Genomic DNA, 15,918 nt, shown 5'->3' on the forward strand with positions numbered 1-15,918 from the left:
CATTACAATTTAGCGTAAAAATAATTAAAGCCGTACCCGACCAGAATAAAAGCCACCACCAAGACTGCGACAAACAGCAGCAGTGCCGGCCAGCGAATCACTTTTCTTAAAATAAGCAGTTCCGGCAAAGACAGCGCGGCAATACTCATCATCAGCGCCAGACTGGTACCAAGCGGCACGCCCTTGCCCAGCATGGCTTCGATGACCGGAATTACACCGGTGGCGTTGGAATACAAGGGAACGCCGAGCAGCACCGCCGCCGGCACACTCCACCAGTTACTTGCATCCGCCAGCGTTTCGGTAACCCAGACTTGCGGGACATAACCATGAAAGGCCGCTCCGACACCGATACCGATAAACACCCAGTGCCAGATGCGTTTTACAATCACTTTTACCTCGCTCCAGGCAAAACCGTGTCTGGCACGCCAACCGTTGGCAAGCGCTTGCTGTTCCTGAGCCTGGCGCATCTTGATATCCCAGACATAAGCCTCAACCCAGCGCTCCGGCTTAAACCAGCCGATGACCACCGATCCGATATAGGCGACCACCAATCCCGCCAGTACGTACCAGAAAGCGACCTCCCACCCCAGCAGGGAAATCAACAGTACCACAGCCACTTCATTAATCATCGGGCTGGCAATCAGAAAAGCAAAGGTGATGCTGAGCGGGATTCTGGCTTCAACGAAACCGATAAACAGAGGAACCGACGAACAAGAGCAAAAAGGCGTCACCGATCCCAGACCGATCGCCATGGAACGGCCTAACCATAATGGCTTGCCGACAACCACACTGCGCACACGTTCGGTAGAAACAAACGCCCGCAGCAACCCCATCAGATAGATAATCAGCACCAGCAGGAAAAAGATTTTCAGCACATCCATGACAAAGAAATGCATGGCCTGCCCGAATGCGGTTTGAGAGTCTATGCTCAGAATGCCATAAACAAACCAGCTTGCTGTGCTTTCAAACGGTGTCATTTTTAGAGCCCCTGCTCAAACTGTAAGTAAGTACGGTTAAGAATCATTTTATGCCAAGAGTCGTAATGCTCCAGGTGTTTAAATTCCGGCCAATCCTTATTATCGGCAACTGCCTGATCTACGCCGAGCATTTCATCCGCCGCTGCAGACATAACGTCAACCAGTTTATCCAGATAAGCTCCGGTATCCTGACGCGCCTTATTCCAATCGCAAACCTGTCCGTGTCCGGGGACAATCTTTACCGCCGGCAAAGCTTCGGCCTGATGAAAGGCGTTGCGCCAACTCGCCACCTTGGAAAACGGATGCACTCCAAGCATTCGGTCTACGTAAATCAGATCGCCTGAAAACAGAATTTTCTGCTGCGGCAACCAGACAACGACATCACCGGGAAAATGCGCATCACCGAAAAATTTAAGCGCAAAATCCACGCCACCGATATTAAACTGAGCGTCGTTCCCTTCAAAAGGCTTTGCGGCATGCTCAGGCGAAGTTCCAGCAAAAACAGAAGAAACTTTGGACATCTTTTCAATCAGTTCTGCCGCCATCTTCTTCTGAGTCGCCACCGTCCGCGAGAGCGCATAGACGGGGACACCCTTTTGAGCAAAATAATGATTTCCTAACCAACGATGATCCTGACTGCCGGTATTGATCACTGCAATAATCGATTTATCGGTCACTTCTCCTGCCGCTTTTTCCAACGCTTTGGCAGAAACATCTCCCGCGCCCGAGTCGATCAACACGGCGCCATCCTCGGTTATTACAAGGCCGATATTATTATTCAACCCCAAATTTTCTTCCGAACGATTCGTTAAAGGCCCGATGTAAGCATAAACCTGATCCGCAACCGGCTTAAAGTGAAACTCCATGGCCTGCCCGGGAACAGCAAACAGACTCAGACAGAAAGTGACTAAAACTGAAATTTTTTTCGACCAATCCACGAGATACCTCCAAGATTCACATATACGCATAAGCAAATATATTATTCTCAAACCGGAAACTTTCAAAGCACTTTTAAAAGTTTTAGAAAAATCCGTGCATTTGCTTCAAAATAGACAGACATCGGAAAACATCCGTCGAGATTGATACACAATAGAACCCGTCAAAATTTATGACATTAGAAACCGTCACTCAAACCTTTAAAGCGCTCTCGGAACCAGTCCGCCTGCGCATCGTCCACTTGCTACTACAGCGCGAATCGCTCTGTGTCTGCGATCTGGTCGAAACACTGGAACTGAATCAAAGTACCGTGTCCCGTCATCTAGCCTATCTGAAGAACTCCGGCTTGGTCACGTCCTGGCGCGACGGAACCTGGATGCACTATGCGCTGATTCCCGAAACCTTGCAAATACTTAACCTTGAAGTACTCAAGCGACATTTGTCCGAACAGTTAAGCTTGGATTTACAAAAACTACAGGCTTACGAGCAAAAACCAAGAAGCTGTAATCTGTAAAATACGCGGCGTAAAAAAATTAAGAAAAAAAGCACAAAAAATCATCCACTTGCCCATTTCAGGCACGATCTTTTATATAATAGCGGGTTTTCCAGCTTCATCACTTAAGAGTGCGTAAATGAAAAATAGAGTTTTTGATGTGGTCATTGTCGGCGGCGGTATCTCGGGTTGTGCCTTGACCTATATGCTGTCACGTTACACCGATGTAAAGAAAGTGGCTATGCTTGAAAAGTACGGCAGCCTGGCACCGTTGAATTCCAGCGCAAGATCCAATAGCCAGACCCTGCACTGCGGCGACATCGAAACCAACTACACACTGGAAAAAGCCAAAGTCGTCAAACAACAGGCAAGTATGATCGAATACTTTGCCCAGCAGGTTGAAAAGAACGACTTCCTGTATAAATTCCCGAAAATGATTCTTGCCGTCGGCGATGACGAATGTGAACGTCTGGAAAAACGCCATCACGAGTTTGCCGAAGCCTTCCCGTATATGGAACTGTGGGACGCCGACAAGATCGCCGAAGTTGAACCTGCGGTGACGATGAAAGACGGCGAACGCCGCCCGGAGCGCATTCTGGCTTCCGGCTGTACCGACGAATATTCTGCAGTCAATTACGGCAACATGTCCAAGGCACTGATTAATCAGGCACGTAAAACCAATACCGAAATTCAGGTTTCCCTGAGCACGGAAGTACAGAAAATCAGCAAAGTTGAAGACGGCTACGAGTTAAATACCTCGCAAGGCACGTTCTTCGCGGATTTCGTTGTGGTCTCCGCCGGCGGTCACAGCCTGCTACTGGCCAACCAATTAGGACACGGCATGGACATGTCGATTCTGCCAATGGCCGGCAGCTTCTATTACGTACCGAAAATCCTGAACGGTAAAGTCTATACCATGCAGAACGACAAGCTGCCTTTTGCCGCGCTGCACGGCGACCCGGACCTAGTTGAACTGAGCAAAACCCGTCTTGGGCCGACGGCTCTGGTTCTACCGAAACTGGAACGCTACACCGGCGGAACTTATCTGGATTTCTGGCGCAGCCTGAAACTCGATCGAAAGGTCCTCAAAGTCTTCTGGGATCTGATGAAAGACAGCACCATCCGCAACTACATTTTGCGTAACTTTGCCTTCGAGATTCCATGGTTGCGTAAACGCCTGTTTGCAAAAGACGCACAGAAAATCATTCCGGATCTAAAACCGGAAGATCTCGAATATGCCTCCGGCATCGGTGGCCTGCGACCTCAGGTTATCGACAAAACTACTATGCAGCTGAAGCTGGGAGAAGCGAGCATCGTTCCGGAAAACGAGCGCCTGATTTTCAATATGACGCCTTCCCCGGGTGCCACCACCTGTCTTGGTAATGCCTACCGCGACGCGCAAATCATCTGCGAACGTTTGAATATTCAGATGCACAAGCAGCAGGCGATCGACGAACTCCTCGGCGGAAAAGACCTGCCTTAATCGCGATGGCCGGCATTCCGACGTATTTAATCAGCGGTCTCCTCGGCAGCGGTAAAACCACCTGTCTAAGGCAGCTGATTAAACAGAAACCGGAAAACGAAAACTGGGCGGTACTGATCAACGAATTCGGCGAAGTCGATATTGACGGTGCCACCCTGTCGCAAAACAACGCCGTCACGATTAAAGCCGTTTCCGGCGGCTGCATCTGCTGCTCCGCGCAGTTCAATCTGGCTCAAGCGCTCGGGGAATTGAGTCGTCAGCCAATCGACAAACTGTTTATCGAACCGACCGGACTCGGCCACCCGGCCAAGGTGCTCGATACTCTGAAACAGTTCCCGCAGTTCACCCTCCACAAAACCCTGTGTGTGATCACGCCACAGCAACTGACCGAAGTACGCTGGCAAAAATCGCAGGTCATGCGCGATCTGGTGACACTGGCCGATCTGATCGTGCTCAACAAAACCGACCTGAGCTCGCAACAAGAAGTGACGAAGAGTCAGGCGATCCTTAAACGGCTATATACTCAAAAAACAATACTGCCGACACAGTTTGCCCAAATCACCATCGAGCAACTCAAGCCACCCGAGCAAGCTCGCCCCCTTTTTCAGTTTCAGGCCGTTGCAACGGATTTCAGCCTTAAACAGAACGCGGACGCAGTGCATGCAAGCGAAAACCGCGACTGGAACAGCACCCTTCCCGGTGTCGAACAGGCTTTTCTGCAAATCGATCCGCAAAACGGCCGACTGCTCGCTATTGGCTGGCAATTCAGTGCCGAAGTGCAGTTTAACCGCATCGCATTGAAGGCCTGGATAGACAATTTCGCTCCTCTTATGGCTCGCGCTAAAGGCTTGGTGCGCACAGGAAAAGAGTGGCAGCTATTGAATTATATTGATAACCATTTACAATTAGAAGATATTGCCTGGCGACAAGATAGCCGACTGGAATGTCTATTTACAGAAGCACCAAACAGCATCCCACCGCATAAAGACACTATTATTTCTATGGAATCTCAATTGCTTAGCGCTATCCAGCTTCGCTAAATTCCAACAATTAAGCCGCCGTTTTTTTAAATATTTGTTAAAATCGCAGCTCATTTTTTAATCACGAGACGTGCCCCACTTGCTTTTGCCAATAGGACCCGTCCACAACAGCCGAAGGAAATTGCATGACTAAGCACATGCCCGATATCGCGTGTCAGCCGCACCAAACACCACAAGGAACCCTTAATTGGGTCGGAATGAGCGGCATTGAACTGCCTGTTTTGGTTCAACAAGGAACGGATGCCTCGCAAAGCGTTCGTATGTCCTCTTTAGCCCAAGCTTACGTCAATCTAGGAAACCCGCTCAGCAAGGGTATCCATATGTCACGACTGTATCTGATCCTCGATCAGATGGCAACCGAAGAGCCGCTTTCACCGAACCGCGTTAAAGCGATTTTGGATAAATTCATTGAATCGCATGAAGGACTGAGTTCGCATGCGTTTGTTGAGTTCAAGTTTGATTACTACGAGCGCCGTAACTCGCTGAAAAGCGACAACAGCGGTTGGAAACACTATCCGTGCACTGTCCGCGGTGAAATGCGTGACGGCAATTTTGATTGTGAGATATCCATCGAAGTACCTTACTCTTCAACCTGTCCTTGCTCGGCTGCACTTTCTCGCCAGCTGATTCAGGAAGCGTTTGAAAGAGATTTCGACGGTAAAGATCTGAGTTATGCCGAAGTCATGGCTTGGCTGGGCACACCGGAAGGTATCTGTGCGACGCCGCATAGCCAGCGCTCTTATGCTCAGGTCAAGGTCAAAGTCGAGGAAAGCGATTCATTGGGCATTTCCAATCTGATTAACGACATTGAAGCCGCTCTGCAAACGCCGGTACAGGCCGCGGTTAAACGTGAAGACGAACAGGAATTCGCACGCCTGAATGCCTCCAACCTGATGTTCTGCGAAGACGCCAGTCGTCGTTTGCAGGCCGCTCTTAGCGCTCAGGAAGAACATTACCTGGATTTCTGGGTACGCGTTAACCACCTGGAAAGCCTGCACCCGCACGATGCGGTAGCGATTGTCACCAAAGGGATCGACGGCGGTTACACCGACGAACCGAATTTGATGGATCCTATGAAGTAATTCACCTTACTTCTTCCATCTCTAAAGAAGCCCGCCCGGACAAAGTTCTCGGCGGGTTTTTCTTTCTTCCTGAATCGAAGCAAAATAAAACTCTGCAATCATTTCTACTTAAGCTCTTCGCACTCTTTTCTGTTCATAATAAGAATCCCGGCCGGGCCAACCCAATTTGACGGGTGAACCTGCTCTTCACGTTCAAAGACCAACCGGCAGCCGCTATCCAGATAGATAACAAAATTTTCATAATCAATATGCTCGATATGGCCATGAAGTGCCCGGTGATCCCGAATATACTCATCCATTGCATGACGGTCTTTATCCGCTTGAATCGAAGGCGACAAAACCGAGAAAGCCTCTGTGTTGAAGACCAATAAGCCCAAGAAAATGATCGACTTCATATTCCCTCCTGATTGTTGCGGCACCCTTTTACAGATTCCATAAAATAAATCATAAGTTCTATCTTAATTTTCAGTGTAGAGGTTGAATATGCAACTGGACAATATCTTTAAAGCACTCCCAGAAAACCTTGATTTAGAAATTTTTGAAACCCTTGTCGAGTCCTCATCGATAAGAATTGAGCGCATTGTTTCCAAGGGGCATACGTCGCCGGAGAGAGGCTGGTATGATCAGAATGAAAATGAGTGGGTTTTAGTTTTGGAAGGCAAGGCGATTCTGGAATTTAGTGATGGCACTCAATACCCGCTGACTGCCGGCGATTATCTGAATATCCCGGCACATACACAACACAAGGTGGCTTGGAGCGATCCAGATAAAATTACTATCTGGCTTGCGGTGTTTTATCTGTAACAGACATTCATCCCGTTAAACAGATCAAAACACCTTAAATACCCTGCAAGGGCTTTCTGGAGAAACTCGAACGATGCACCTAACCGAAATCAAAAATTTCCGTGACATTCCCAATGTCGGCGCAGCCATTGAAGGCAAGTTCATGACACTGGGTCTGAAAAGCCCTCAGGAACTGATCCATAAAGACCCTTATCAACTGTATGAAGACCTTTGCGAGATTATGCAAACAAGACTCGACCCCTGTCTGCTGGATGTTTTTATCTCCGCTGTCCGCTATATGCAAGGCGAACCGGCACAGAAATGGTGGCACTACACTCCGGAGCGTAAACAGAGAATGTCGTCAAAAAAATGACGACCGTAAAATCAAAGCGTTTCTGAATGCTGAATCGACCCGTTTCTTTTCGAATTTGTAAAATTCCAATATAAAAAATACCTCTTTAACCATTTGTTTTTAATCATAAAAATAAAAAACAACTTACCTTTCTACGGCACAGAAAAATCTCTGGCATGGCTTATGCTTAATACCCATTAAAGAGGTTATTAAGCCTGCGTTTTGAGCAAAGCAAAACGTTCATTCCCAACAGAAGAAAGGATACAAAGATGAGTCGTTTAAAGTTTCTGAAAGAGGTTTTTGAGTTACGCAACCAACAGGCACTGAAAAATAAATTGGCGAATGCACATGTGATTTGCCAGCAGTCTGCGTTTAAACAGCTTAGAAGAGCTTAAAGAGACTCTTCTTTCCATAAAATCATATCCTTGACCGACTGCTTAATGGCTCTGGCAATCACCTCGCATTTAACGATAAACAGATAATAGACATCGCGCGGGGTCTGCCGGTAAAGGCTTTCAAAATTCCCCATCCCTTTGGCGAGTACGACATCCGCGTTTTTAAACAGTTCAAAAGAACGCTCGTTGACTTCGCTCAGATCATAGCCCGGCGTGGCCACCCCGGAGTCAATGACTTCCGCTGTCCCTTCAAAAATCTTAGCTTCCGCGATGGTTACATCATTGATCACCGGCCTGCCACGCACGAAGAAATACAGCTGCAGATGCGGGTATCGCTGCTTAATGATTTTGAGCAGATGCAGATCAAGAATATGCTCGCCGACATTATCACCGATCAGAACCAGCGAACGGGCGGACACTAAATCCGCTTCCAATTTAAGAATATCGTTTCTGGCAAAAGGTTCATGAAAATGCGAATCGACGGTTGCCTGGAGGTTAAACTGATTAGGCGCTCCGAAATCGATTACATTGCCGATCACGCTGAGCTTGAGAGCTTCCTCCAGCGTGTTAATCTGCGAAGTATCGACCTTTTGCGCCTGCTCAAGCGCGATCTGTTTCGCTTCCTTTACCGGATCGTCAATACCGCTAATCTCACTGACTGCCTGATAAATCTCTTTCGCCATCTGTGGCGCGGTGGAATCCAGTGAATGTGATTGCAGAATCTGGGCGGCCCGATCCAACACCGCTTTACACTCCTCATCGTTCAACTTCAGCAGACGACTGGTTTTCAGGGCCTGTGCATACAAACAGGAAAAACATTCCGGCTGGGATTTCATGGCGAGCGCTCTCAATAAAATATCAGAAAAAAAGCCGTTGCACCTGCATCTCAATGCAACGGGTTGTCTGCCTTAGACAAAGGCAATTCAAGATTTATATTGGATTTTATCAAGAAAAAAGGACATAAAAGCTTTTCAAACCTTTAAGATCGAACAAGCCCCCGACTGACCAATTGATGTTAAGGCGCTTAAATCGCCAGAGGATTGTTTTCCTCGCCCATAAAAGCGGCGGATTCAAAAGCGTCGATCACTTCTTTAGATTGCAAAGCCTTACGTAAGGTATTCATGGTTTCCGCTGCCGGGGCCAGGAACTGACAGGAAATCTGATAAAAGCCGATATCGGGGTGCTCGTCGATACGCACCACTTTCACTTTCTGGTGAATCACATCATAGACGTTCTTATCCGGATCGTCGGAAAGATCGAGCTGAAAGAACAATTCCAGAATATCGTTGACGCTGACCAGAAATTCGCTGTAAAAAGAGAAACCAACCGGTGAGGCGTCGTGATAATGCTCGGACCAGTACTCCGGAAAAATAATAATGTAGTTACTGGCCGAAATATTGTTATAGATCTTTTCCAGCAGCTGCGCATAGTTGTACAGATCGATAAAGGAGGAGAGCAGATAGGAACGGTTTTTCTCGCGTTTTTCCTGATAATCGACAATGTCTTTGTCAATTTTGAGCTGCTTGAGCACCGGTCCGTCATACAACTGGTGCGGCGTCGATTTTTCCAAAAGCGTCAGAGTACTGGCGCTGATCTGATCGATTTTTTCCTCGAAGTCTCGCAGAATACTCTCGGTACGGATATTCCCGCTCAGTGACGCGTAATCAAGCGGTTCCTCCACTCCCTGGCGCAAAGAGCGTTTCGCCTCTTCGATCGGCAGAACGCCAACCGAGATACCATTCAACACCTTGCGCAGATATTCCAGCCGCTCAATGACCACCATAAAGAGCTGATACGCCGCCGGAAAGGGTTTCGCCAGTGCCTGTCGGATATTGGTATGGTAGTTGGCGTGCAGGATATCGAGCTTTTCATTAACGATTTTGGTGAAGTGTTGAATCCCGGTGGTATAGATATCGCCGGTCAACTCCTCTTTGCCTTCCTGTGAACCGATACGGATAAAGTGGTATTTCAGCTTTGCTCTATAACGGAAATAACGACGCGTGTTCTGAAAACGTTTGCGGATCGCCAAAGTTCGGCGGTCTTCATTATCCGATTTGTGGAGCCATTGATAAGTTTTCGAATGCGCCAGTTTAAGATAGTCCAGCAGTGTTTCATCACTCTCATCGGTAAATTCCAGAGCACGTTTGGACAGAAAGCGCAGCGACTTGAAGAGCACTTCGTTAATGAAAACCTCGTGGTCCGAATTGATATACAAGGTTTTATCGAGTCCGGTGATTTTAGCGACAATGCAGGCGTGTATCGTCCGCTCTTTTTTCTCGGCGCTGACCTGCCCCAGCTTGGGAAAGGCGTCAAACTCTTTGGAGTGTTGACTGCGCAGATTAAGCAGCATGGTTTCCAGAGAGTCTTTACGGATAATCCGATAGGCGACCAGCTTTAATTCTGTCGGCAGACTTTCAATAAAAGAGTGATCATTGTCGTAATGAGTGCCCGGCATAGTGGAATCTTAAAGGAAGATAGATTTTTAATATTAACAGAGATTTTACCCTTTCTAGCCGAAGAGAAAAGAACTCTTATTCAAGAAAATTAAAACACTTTATCCATGGCATTTATACAGCTTGCGCCAGACGCTCTTTTTCGGCCTTGGACAGGCGTTTAATCTGATACTCTCTCTGGCTCGCATGGCTGCGACTGGAGGCTTGTTCAGAGTAAACCAATCGGCATGGCTGGCGGCTTTTGGTGTATTTCGCCCCCCCGACCAACTCTCCGTTGTGCTGCTTCAGGCGCTTGGAAAGATTATTGGTAATGCCGCAATAAAGCGAATTATCGGCGCAACGCAAAAGATAAACCGACCAGCAGAGCTCGGACGCCTGAGGATCCGTATTAATATCGTGATTAGACATACAGGGAAGATTAAAGAACTTTACCGTTTTTTTAAAGTTCTTTCGCTACAGAGAAGGCCAGGAAAAATCAAAAACATATAAAACCGGATATGATTTTCCAAAAAGCTTTAATGCCATTTTCGAGGAAGTTTTGGCGCAATTCCATGCGGCGCTTGGTGACGTTAAGTAACACCTAAACGAACCAAACGCCAAATAAAATTACCAAGTCTAGTTTAGGCATATGGGAGATGATTTTTAAAGATTTCCAGGCAAGGTATTTTGACCTAATTTGAGAGATTATTTGAGGAAAGTTCGCGGCGGGAGCAGACGAAGTTAAGTATCACTTAATGAATCTACGCCCAACAAAGAAACTTACCAAATCAGACTCAAATTAAAAGTCGCCGCCGGTAATTTCGATGTAAATATGCTCAGCATTATTGGTCGCCGCCTGCTGGAAAACCGGACGATCCTTATACATCGATTGATCGACCTGCACGGCGTCTTCCATCTTGCCGCCGGCATCTACGACTTTTTGCACTTCCTTATGCATATAAACCAGATAATCATACATCTGTTTCTTCGCCGTCTGCATATCGGTCGGCGTACCATGTCCCGGCACAACAATCGTATCTGCCGGAATTTCATCCATCATCCTCTTGAACGAGGCTTCCCACGCAAAAGAATCCGTGTAGCTGAAGAATACCGGCATACGCTCGTTAAAACCGAGATCGCCGGTAAGAATCACCTTACGCGACGGAATATAGGCACTGGTCGAAGCCGGAGTATGCCCTGGACCGAAGTCCTTCAGTATCACTTTCTCTCCGCCACCAACATCAATGGCCAGTTCATTCTCGAAAGTCGTGAATTTGTCGGATACATTTCGTGCATGCAGAGTTAATTCCTTGCCGACGCGAGTACCCCACTCCGCTTTAATCATGTCAAAAGCGGCATCAAACTGATCATTCGCCAACTGGCTCGAATAGAGGTTTTTCACACCGACATCGACCCAGTAGCTGGCGCCGAGATAGGCGTGTCCCTGATTATTTTCGACCGCCACCCATTTGACCGGCTTGCTGGTTACCTGCTTGATCTGCTGGTGCAAACTGTAAGCCAGAGCCGGATTGGCTCCGGCATTGAAAACAAAGACGCCGTCCTCGAAAACAATAAAGGAGAGGTTGTTATTGAGGCCGAAATTCGCCGGGTTATGCCAGATCATACTGCCTACCACCGTATAGACGCCATCGGTGACCTTTTGCGCTTTTGGAATCGGCAATACGCGTCCAATATAGCCAACCGATTTTTCAGTGCGTTCGGCGTCGGCAACATAACTGTTAACCGCCTTATACAGACTGTCGGTATAGCTTCGCACCTCCTTTGCATAGGCCTCGAAGCCCGCCAGGTAAGGATCTTTCTCCTGCGCAACAGCATTATTTGCCGTCAATCCTAGAACGATTCCGGCAAACAGGACACCGGTTTTACTGACAAAAAAACGAGATCGGTTCAGCAACTTCATTGTTTTCTCCCTTCAATTGCTTCACCCAAATCATAACACCAACTCTGCGCTGCTCAGCACCCCGGAAAACTTCAATTTTTTTTATGTACGGTCTAATCGCTCTGAATGCATCTCTTCATAAACATCGAAAATGGTTATCGCCATCGCGGCGATAACCGGACCGAAGAACAGGCCGATGACACCGAAATGGATCAAGCCGGCAAAGGTGGACAGTACCGTAATCAAGGTATGATTGGCCACCGCCATATCGTTGCCTCCGCCACCGACCACCGCCGTCAAGCGCTTAATCAGAATCGGACGGACAACATTATCAATAATAAAACCGGTGACCACGATCCCCCAGACAGCGATAACCACGGCGCTGATATACTCACCCTGCAAGCCGGTATAGATCACCAGAGGCACCCATACCAGCGCCGCGCCGACAATCGGCACAAAAGAGGTCACGGCAATCGCCATACCGATGAACATCCCCGGCAATCCAAGGATCCATGCCAATACCGCAAACGAAACGCCTTGCAGAACAGCGATGCCCAGTACACTCAAAGTCAACACGCTGGAGAGGCTGGAAAAACGGTTCATAATCATACTATCGAACTTGTTTTCCAGAGGCGAAAGTACTTTAAGATGCCTGGCGATCGCACTGCCGTCACGATAGAAAAAAAACAGCGCAAAAACCGACAAGCCAAGGAAAGTAATAAAAGAAGAGGTCGTCCCCAATACACCCTGTAGCAGAAAAACGGTCACTTTCTGAACAAAGTCGAGGATCTTCTGCGAATGCGCTTTCAGTTGCGCCAGCAGATCCATCTGGGTATTTTCGCTGATCGGCAGATAAGCGATCAGCGAAGCATTCAGCTTGGCCAGAGATTCCGGGCTCTGCTGGCCGAGCCAGGTCTGGGCCTGACCATACAACTGTCCGACCTGCAAACTGATTTCTACCAACAGATAGGTTACCGGCGCGATGACACCAAGAAAGATCAGCGTGCTCATCACCCCAGAAGCAACCGTCGGCGAATAGTCGAAACGTTTCTGCAGCTTGAGATAGTAAGGATAACTGGCGGTTGCGACGATCATGGCGAAAAACAACGCTTCCAGAAAAGGGTTAAAAAGCCAGAAGAGGCCGACAATGGCCAACAGCAGCAAAATAATTAAAAAACCTTCCTCATAAGGACGACTGTCACGCATAATAGACCCTCAACAGATGAACGCTGTTTAGATTACGTAAAATTCTTAATGAATTCCAATTAAAAAGACATCTCTATGAATACCGATATCGCTGAAGTCATTATTCGTCCGGAAGGCTCATTGCAGATCCTTTCCTATCAGGAAGCCAATCAGTTGAGCGATGCAACCCAAAGCGGCTTGAACGAGATTTTGCGCCAATGTGCGCTGGCGGTTCTCAATACCGGCTCAAACGAAGACAATATGCTCACGCTACTGGAAAAATATCAGGACTTCGACATTATGGTCAGTGTCAAAGGCCGCGGCGTTCAATTAATTATTAAAAACGCGCCGCGCCACGCCTTTGTCGATAACCAGTTAATTGTCGGTCTTAAAGAACATCTGTACGCGGTTATCCGCGACCTTGTCTATGCGCGCAACGATGTGCTCGACAGCGGACAGTTTAATTTGCTGCGCAGCCACGGCATTACCAATGCCATTTTCCATATCGCTCGCAATGCCCAACTGCTCAAAGCCAATACTACACCGAATATCGTTGTCTGCTGGGGCGGCCATTCGGTATCCGGCGAAGAGTACAAATACAGTAAACATCTCGGCTATGAACTCGGATTGCGTAATCTGGATATCTGTACCGGTTGTGGCCCGGGAGTCATGAAAGGCCCGATGAAAGGCGCTATGCTCGGCCACGGAAAACAGCGTTATCAGCACGGCCGTTATATCGGTATTACCGAACCGGGCATTATCGCCGCCGAAGCGCCAAACGCCTTTGTCACCGAACTATGCATTATGCCGGACATCGAAAAACGTCTGGAAGCCTTTGTCCGCCTCGGGCACGGCATCGTGATTTTCCCGGGCGGCGCCGGCACCATGGAAGAATTGCTGTATCTGATCAGCATCCTGCTGCACCCGGAAAACCAGGACATTCCGATGCCGGTTATATTGACCGGGAATGAGGCCAGCCGCGAATATTTCGACGCCATTATGGAATTTATTAGCGAAACGCTTGGCGCCAAAGCCTGTGAACTGTTCGAAGTCATTATCGAACATCCGCGCGATGTTGCGACCAAAATGAAATTCGCAATGGAAACGGTGCGTCAGGATCGGAAAGCCTCCAGCGACGCCTACTACTTCAACTGGCGCCTGACACTGGAACTGGATCAGCAACAGCCGTTTATTCCAACCCACGAAAACATGGCCAATCTGGACCTGCATAAGGATCAGCCGGCCTATAAACTCGCCAGTCAGCTGCGTAAGGCGTTCTCCGGTATTGTTGCCGGAAACGTCAAGGCGGAAGGCCTCAGAGAGATCGAACAGCACGGTCCTTTCCGCATCAGTGGCGACGCCGATATTATGCACGCTATGGATAAGCTGCTGCAGAAGTTCGTCGATCAAAAACGCATGAAACTCGATGCCAGCGACTATAACCCCTGTTATACAATAGTGCACCAAGAATAAGAACAATAAAAAGACAGCAACATGACCTTTGACGAATTCGACCTTGACCCGATTCTGCTCAGCGCAATTGAGAAGATCGGTTACCACAAACCAACCCCGGTACAGCAGGAAGCGATCCCGGCAATGCTGGATCGTGCCGATGTTCTGGCAGGCGCAGCAACCGGTACCGGAAAAACTGCCGCCTTTGTCATTCCTGCATTGCAGTATCTGCTCGACGAGCCGAGACCGGCTCGTTTCCCAAGAGTATTGATACTGGCGCCGACACGCGAACTGGCTTTCCAGATTCATAAAACGGTCAAACAGCTCGGTACCCACTGCGAATTCCCGACAGCTGTTATTACCGGCGGTTTCAATCAGGGAAAACAAGCGCAGACACTGAGTAACCCAACCGACATTCTGGTTGCAACTCCCGGCCGTCTCTCGAAAATGATGGAGGAGGATCAGGTCAACCTATCCTATGTCGAACTGCTGATCATTGACGAAGCCGACCGTATGCTTGATATGGGTCAGGGACCGACAGTCAGAACACTGCTTGAAGCGATTCCAGGCGATTTCCAAGCCGGGCTCTTCTCGGCTACCCTGTCCGGAAGCGGCGTGCGTAAATTCGCTGATGAAATTCTCGACGAGCCGGTGGAAATCCTGATTGACGCACCGAACCGGAAGTCGGAACAAATTCAACAGGTCAGCTATCTTGCCAATGACAAGGATCACAAGCACGCGCTTCTGACCAACCTGCTAAATGACCCTTCCTGCCAAAGCGCGATTGTCTTCTGCAACAAAAAAGAACGCGCTATTGCCGTAACCGATTTTCTGCAGTCGCAGAATATCAGTGCACAGGTGCTGCATGGCGATTTTATTCAGGCGGTTCGCCTTGAGAAAATGCAGAAATTCAAAAGCGGTAAGATCAAAGTACTGGTGGCAACCGATGTTGCCGCGCGCGGACTAGATATGCTTAATATCACGCATGTCATTAACTATGACCTGCCTTATCGCGGCGACATCTATATTCACCGCATAGGCCGAACCGGTCGTGCGCAGCAGGTCGGTATCGCCGTCAATCTGGTCGAACGCCATGACCTTAAAGCGCTGGAACGCATCGAATATCACCTGCAGCAGAAAATTCCGGAAGCCAAAATCGCCGGCTTGGAGCCGAACTTCACCATTAAATCGGCGATTAAAGTTCAATCCAAAGCTCAGAAAAAGAAACCCAAAAAAAGCGCCAAGAAAAAAGCCGCTAGCAAGAAAAAAAGCAAAAAATAAATCAACGGACTCACCATTTCAGGTGAGTCCTCCCCCTCCTCCTTGAAACACTCCTTAAGGCTACGATTACAGATAGATAAAATTACCCTGCATCAATTTCTCTGACACTTTAACAGAGTAAATACAA

The 15,918-nt window shown here is 48.3% G+C and carries 17 protein-coding genes; 9 read left to right on the forward strand and 8 right to left on the reverse strand.

The window, feature by feature from the left end; translation table 11 throughout:
- Positions 1-2 precede the first annotated feature (2 nt).
- Both HQN79_RS10460 and HQN79_RS10465 read right to left on the reverse strand, forming a co-directional pair.
- Positions 3-977, reverse strand: coding sequence for a permease (locus tag HQN79_RS10460; protein WP_173286279.1), 975 nt, complete (start codon positions 975-977; stop codon positions 3-5).
- A 2-nt stretch (positions 978-979) separates the two neighbouring features.
- The gene (locus HQN79_RS10465; RefSeq protein WP_238843365.1) at positions 980-1,915 is read right to left on the reverse strand and encodes an MBL fold metallo-hydrolase; all 936 of its coding nucleotides are present in this window, start codon (positions 1,913-1,915) and stop codon (positions 980-982) included.
- A gap of 170 nt (positions 1,916-2,085) precedes the next feature.
- Here HQN79_RS10465 and HQN79_RS10470 point away from each other — a divergent pair, with 170 nt between their 5' ends.
- The 4 genes from HQN79_RS10470 (at position 2,086) to folE2 (ending at position 6,011) form a co-directional block, all read left to right on the forward strand.
- Positions 2,086-2,427 (forward strand): ArsR/SmtB family transcription factor, encoded by a 342-nt coding sequence (locus HQN79_RS10470; protein ID WP_173286283.1) that lies wholly within the window; start codon positions 2,086-2,088, stop codon positions 2,425-2,427.
- Between the two features lie 118 nt (positions 2,428-2,545).
- On the forward strand, positions 2,546-3,889 hold the full coding sequence (locus HQN79_RS10475; protein ID WP_173286285.1) for an FAD-dependent oxidoreductase: 1,344 nt from the start codon (positions 2,546-2,548) through the stop codon (positions 3,887-3,889).
- A gap of 5 nt (positions 3,890-3,894) precedes the next feature.
- The gene (locus HQN79_RS10480; protein ID WP_173286287.1) at positions 3,895-4,929 is read left to right on the forward strand and encodes a CobW family GTP-binding protein; all 1,035 of its coding nucleotides are present in this window, start codon (positions 3,895-3,897) and stop codon (positions 4,927-4,929) included.
- Positions 4,930-5,054: 125 nt separating this feature from the next.
- On the forward strand, positions 5,055-6,011 hold the full coding sequence (gene folE2 / locus HQN79_RS10485; protein ID WP_173286289.1) for a GTP cyclohydrolase FolE2: 957 nt from the start codon (positions 5,055-5,057) through the stop codon (positions 6,009-6,011).
- Between the two features lie 104 nt (positions 6,012-6,115).
- Here the strand turns inward: folE2 and HQN79_RS10490 are convergent, their stop codons facing one another.
- The gene (locus HQN79_RS10490) at positions 6,116-6,406 is read right to left on the reverse strand and encodes a ssr3402 family protein (RefSeq protein WP_173286291.1); all 291 of its coding nucleotides are present in this window, start codon (positions 6,404-6,406) and stop codon (positions 6,116-6,118) included.
- Positions 6,407-6,494: 88 nt separating this feature from the next.
- Between HQN79_RS10490 and HQN79_RS10495 the strand changes: the two genes are divergently transcribed.
- The 3 genes from HQN79_RS10495 to HQN79_RS12150 all read left to right on the forward strand — a co-directional run bounded on the left by HQN79_RS10495 (position 6,495) and on the right by HQN79_RS12150 (position 7,541).
- Positions 6,495-6,815, forward strand: coding sequence for a cupin domain-containing protein (locus HQN79_RS10495; protein ID WP_173286293.1), 321 nt, complete (start codon positions 6,495-6,497; stop codon positions 6,813-6,815).
- 73 nt (positions 6,816-6,888) lie between these two features.
- On the forward strand, positions 6,889-7,167 hold the full coding sequence (locus HQN79_RS10500; protein WP_173286295.1) for a helix-hairpin-helix domain-containing protein: 279 nt from the start codon (positions 6,889-6,891) through the stop codon (positions 7,165-7,167).
- Positions 7,168-7,415: 248 nt separating this feature from the next.
- Positions 7,416-7,541: a hypothetical protein gene (locus HQN79_RS12150; RefSeq protein WP_256438065.1), complete on the forward strand. Its 126-nt coding sequence runs from the start codon at positions 7,416-7,418 to the stop codon at positions 7,539-7,541.
- Here HQN79_RS12150 and HQN79_RS10505 read toward each other — a convergent pair.
- From HQN79_RS10505 to HQN79_RS10525, 5 genes are all read right to left on the reverse strand, one after another.
- The gene (locus HQN79_RS10505) at positions 7,538-8,377 is read right to left on the reverse strand and encodes a damage-control phosphatase ARMT1 family protein (RefSeq protein WP_173286297.1); all 840 of its coding nucleotides are present in this window, start codon (positions 8,375-8,377) and stop codon (positions 7,538-7,540) included. The genes HQN79_RS12150 and HQN79_RS10505 overlap by 4 nt on opposite strands.
- Before the next feature lie 188 nt (positions 8,378-8,565).
- A complete protein-coding gene (locus tag HQN79_RS10510; RefSeq protein ID WP_173286299.1) occupies positions 8,566-9,996 on the reverse strand; it encodes a hypothetical protein in 1,431 nt (476 codons plus the stop codon).
- A 112-nt stretch (positions 9,997-10,108) separates the two neighbouring features.
- Entirely contained in the window at positions 10,109-10,402 is a 294-nt protein-coding gene (locus HQN79_RS10515; RefSeq protein ID WP_173286301.1) for a GIY-YIG nuclease family protein, read from the reverse strand.
- Between the two features lie 370 nt (positions 10,403-10,772).
- Positions 10,773-11,894 (reverse strand): MBL fold metallo-hydrolase, encoded by a 1,122-nt coding sequence (locus tag HQN79_RS10520; RefSeq protein ID WP_173286303.1) that lies wholly within the window; start codon positions 11,892-11,894, stop codon positions 10,773-10,775.
- A gap of 81 nt (positions 11,895-11,975) precedes the next feature.
- Positions 11,976-13,079, reverse strand: a complete 1,104-nt coding sequence (locus HQN79_RS10525) for an AI-2E family transporter (protein WP_173286305.1) — start codon at positions 13,077-13,079, stop codon at positions 11,976-11,978.
- A 75-nt stretch (positions 13,080-13,154) separates the two neighbouring features.
- Between HQN79_RS10525 and ppnN the strand changes: the two genes are divergently transcribed.
- Both ppnN and HQN79_RS10535 read left to right on the forward strand, forming a co-directional pair.
- Positions 13,155-14,531: a nucleotide 5'-monophosphate nucleosidase PpnN gene (gene ppnN / locus HQN79_RS10530; RefSeq protein ID WP_173286307.1), complete on the forward strand. Its 1,377-nt coding sequence runs from the start codon at positions 13,155-13,157 to the stop codon at positions 14,529-14,531.
- Positions 14,532-14,552: 21 nt separating this feature from the next.
- Positions 14,553-15,791 (forward strand): DEAD/DEAH box helicase, encoded by a 1,239-nt coding sequence (locus HQN79_RS10535; RefSeq protein ID WP_173286309.1) that lies wholly within the window; start codon positions 14,553-14,555, stop codon positions 15,789-15,791.
- The last annotated feature ends 127 nt before the right edge of the window (positions 15,792-15,918 follow it).

The organism is Thiomicrorhabdus xiamenensis, assembly GCF_013282625.1.
Taxonomy (GTDB): Bacteria; Pseudomonadota; Gammaproteobacteria; order Thiomicrospirales; family Thiomicrospiraceae; genus Thiomicrorhabdus; species Thiomicrorhabdus xiamenensis.

Bases quoted from the DNA above. Each gene is read 5' to 3' on its own strand.
- HQN79_RS10460 (WP_173286279.1), bottom strand. From the start codon at position 977: ATGACACCGTTTGAAAGCACAGCAAGCTGGTTTGTTTATGGCATTCTG.
- HQN79_RS10470 (WP_173286283.1), top strand. From the start codon at position 2,086: ATGACATTAGAAACCGTCACTCAAACCTTTAAAGCGCTCTCGGAACCA.
- HQN79_RS10475 (WP_173286285.1), top strand. From the start codon at position 2,546: ATGAAAAATAGAGTTTTTGATGTGGTCATTGTCGGCGGCGGTATCTCG.
- HQN79_RS10480 (WP_173286287.1), top strand. From the start codon at position 3,895: ATGGCCGGCATTCCGACGTATTTAATCAGCGGTCTCCTCGGCAGCGGT.
- folE2 (WP_173286289.1), top strand. From the start codon at position 5,055: ATGACTAAGCACATGCCCGATATCGCGTGTCAGCCGCACCAAACACCA.
- HQN79_RS10490 (WP_173286291.1), bottom strand. From the start codon at position 6,406: ATGAAGTCGATCATTTTCTTGGGCTTATTGGTCTTCAACACAGAGGCT.
- HQN79_RS10495 (WP_173286293.1), top strand. From the start codon at position 6,495: ATGCAACTGGACAATATCTTTAAAGCACTCCCAGAAAACCTTGATTTA.
- HQN79_RS10500 (WP_173286295.1), top strand. From the start codon at position 6,889: ATGCACCTAACCGAAATCAAAAATTTCCGTGACATTCCCAATGTCGGC.
- HQN79_RS12150 (WP_256438065.1), top strand. From the start codon at position 7,416: ATGAGTCGTTTAAAGTTTCTGAAAGAGGTTTTTGAGTTACGCAACCAA.
- HQN79_RS10505 (WP_173286297.1), bottom strand. From the start codon at position 8,377: ATGAAATCCCAGCCGGAATGTTTTTCCTGTTTGTATGCACAGGCCCTG.
- HQN79_RS10510 (WP_173286299.1), bottom strand. From the start codon at position 9,996: ATGCCGGGCACTCATTACGACAATGATCACTCTTTTATTGAAAGTCTG.
- HQN79_RS10515 (WP_173286301.1), bottom strand. From the start codon at position 10,402: ATGTCTAATCACGATATTAATACGGATCCTCAGGCGTCCGAGCTCTGC.
- HQN79_RS10520 (WP_173286303.1), bottom strand. From the start codon at position 11,894: ATGAAGTTGCTGAACCGATCTCGTTTTTTTGTCAGTAAAACCGGTGTC.
- HQN79_RS10525 (WP_173286305.1), bottom strand. From the start codon at position 13,079: ATGCGTGACAGTCGTCCTTATGAGGAAGGTTTTTTAATTATTTTGCTG.
- ppnN (WP_173286307.1), top strand. From the start codon at position 13,155: ATGAATACCGATATCGCTGAAGTCATTATTCGTCCGGAAGGCTCATTG.
- HQN79_RS10535 (WP_173286309.1), top strand. From the start codon at position 14,553: ATGACCTTTGACGAATTCGACCTTGACCCGATTCTGCTCAGCGCAATT.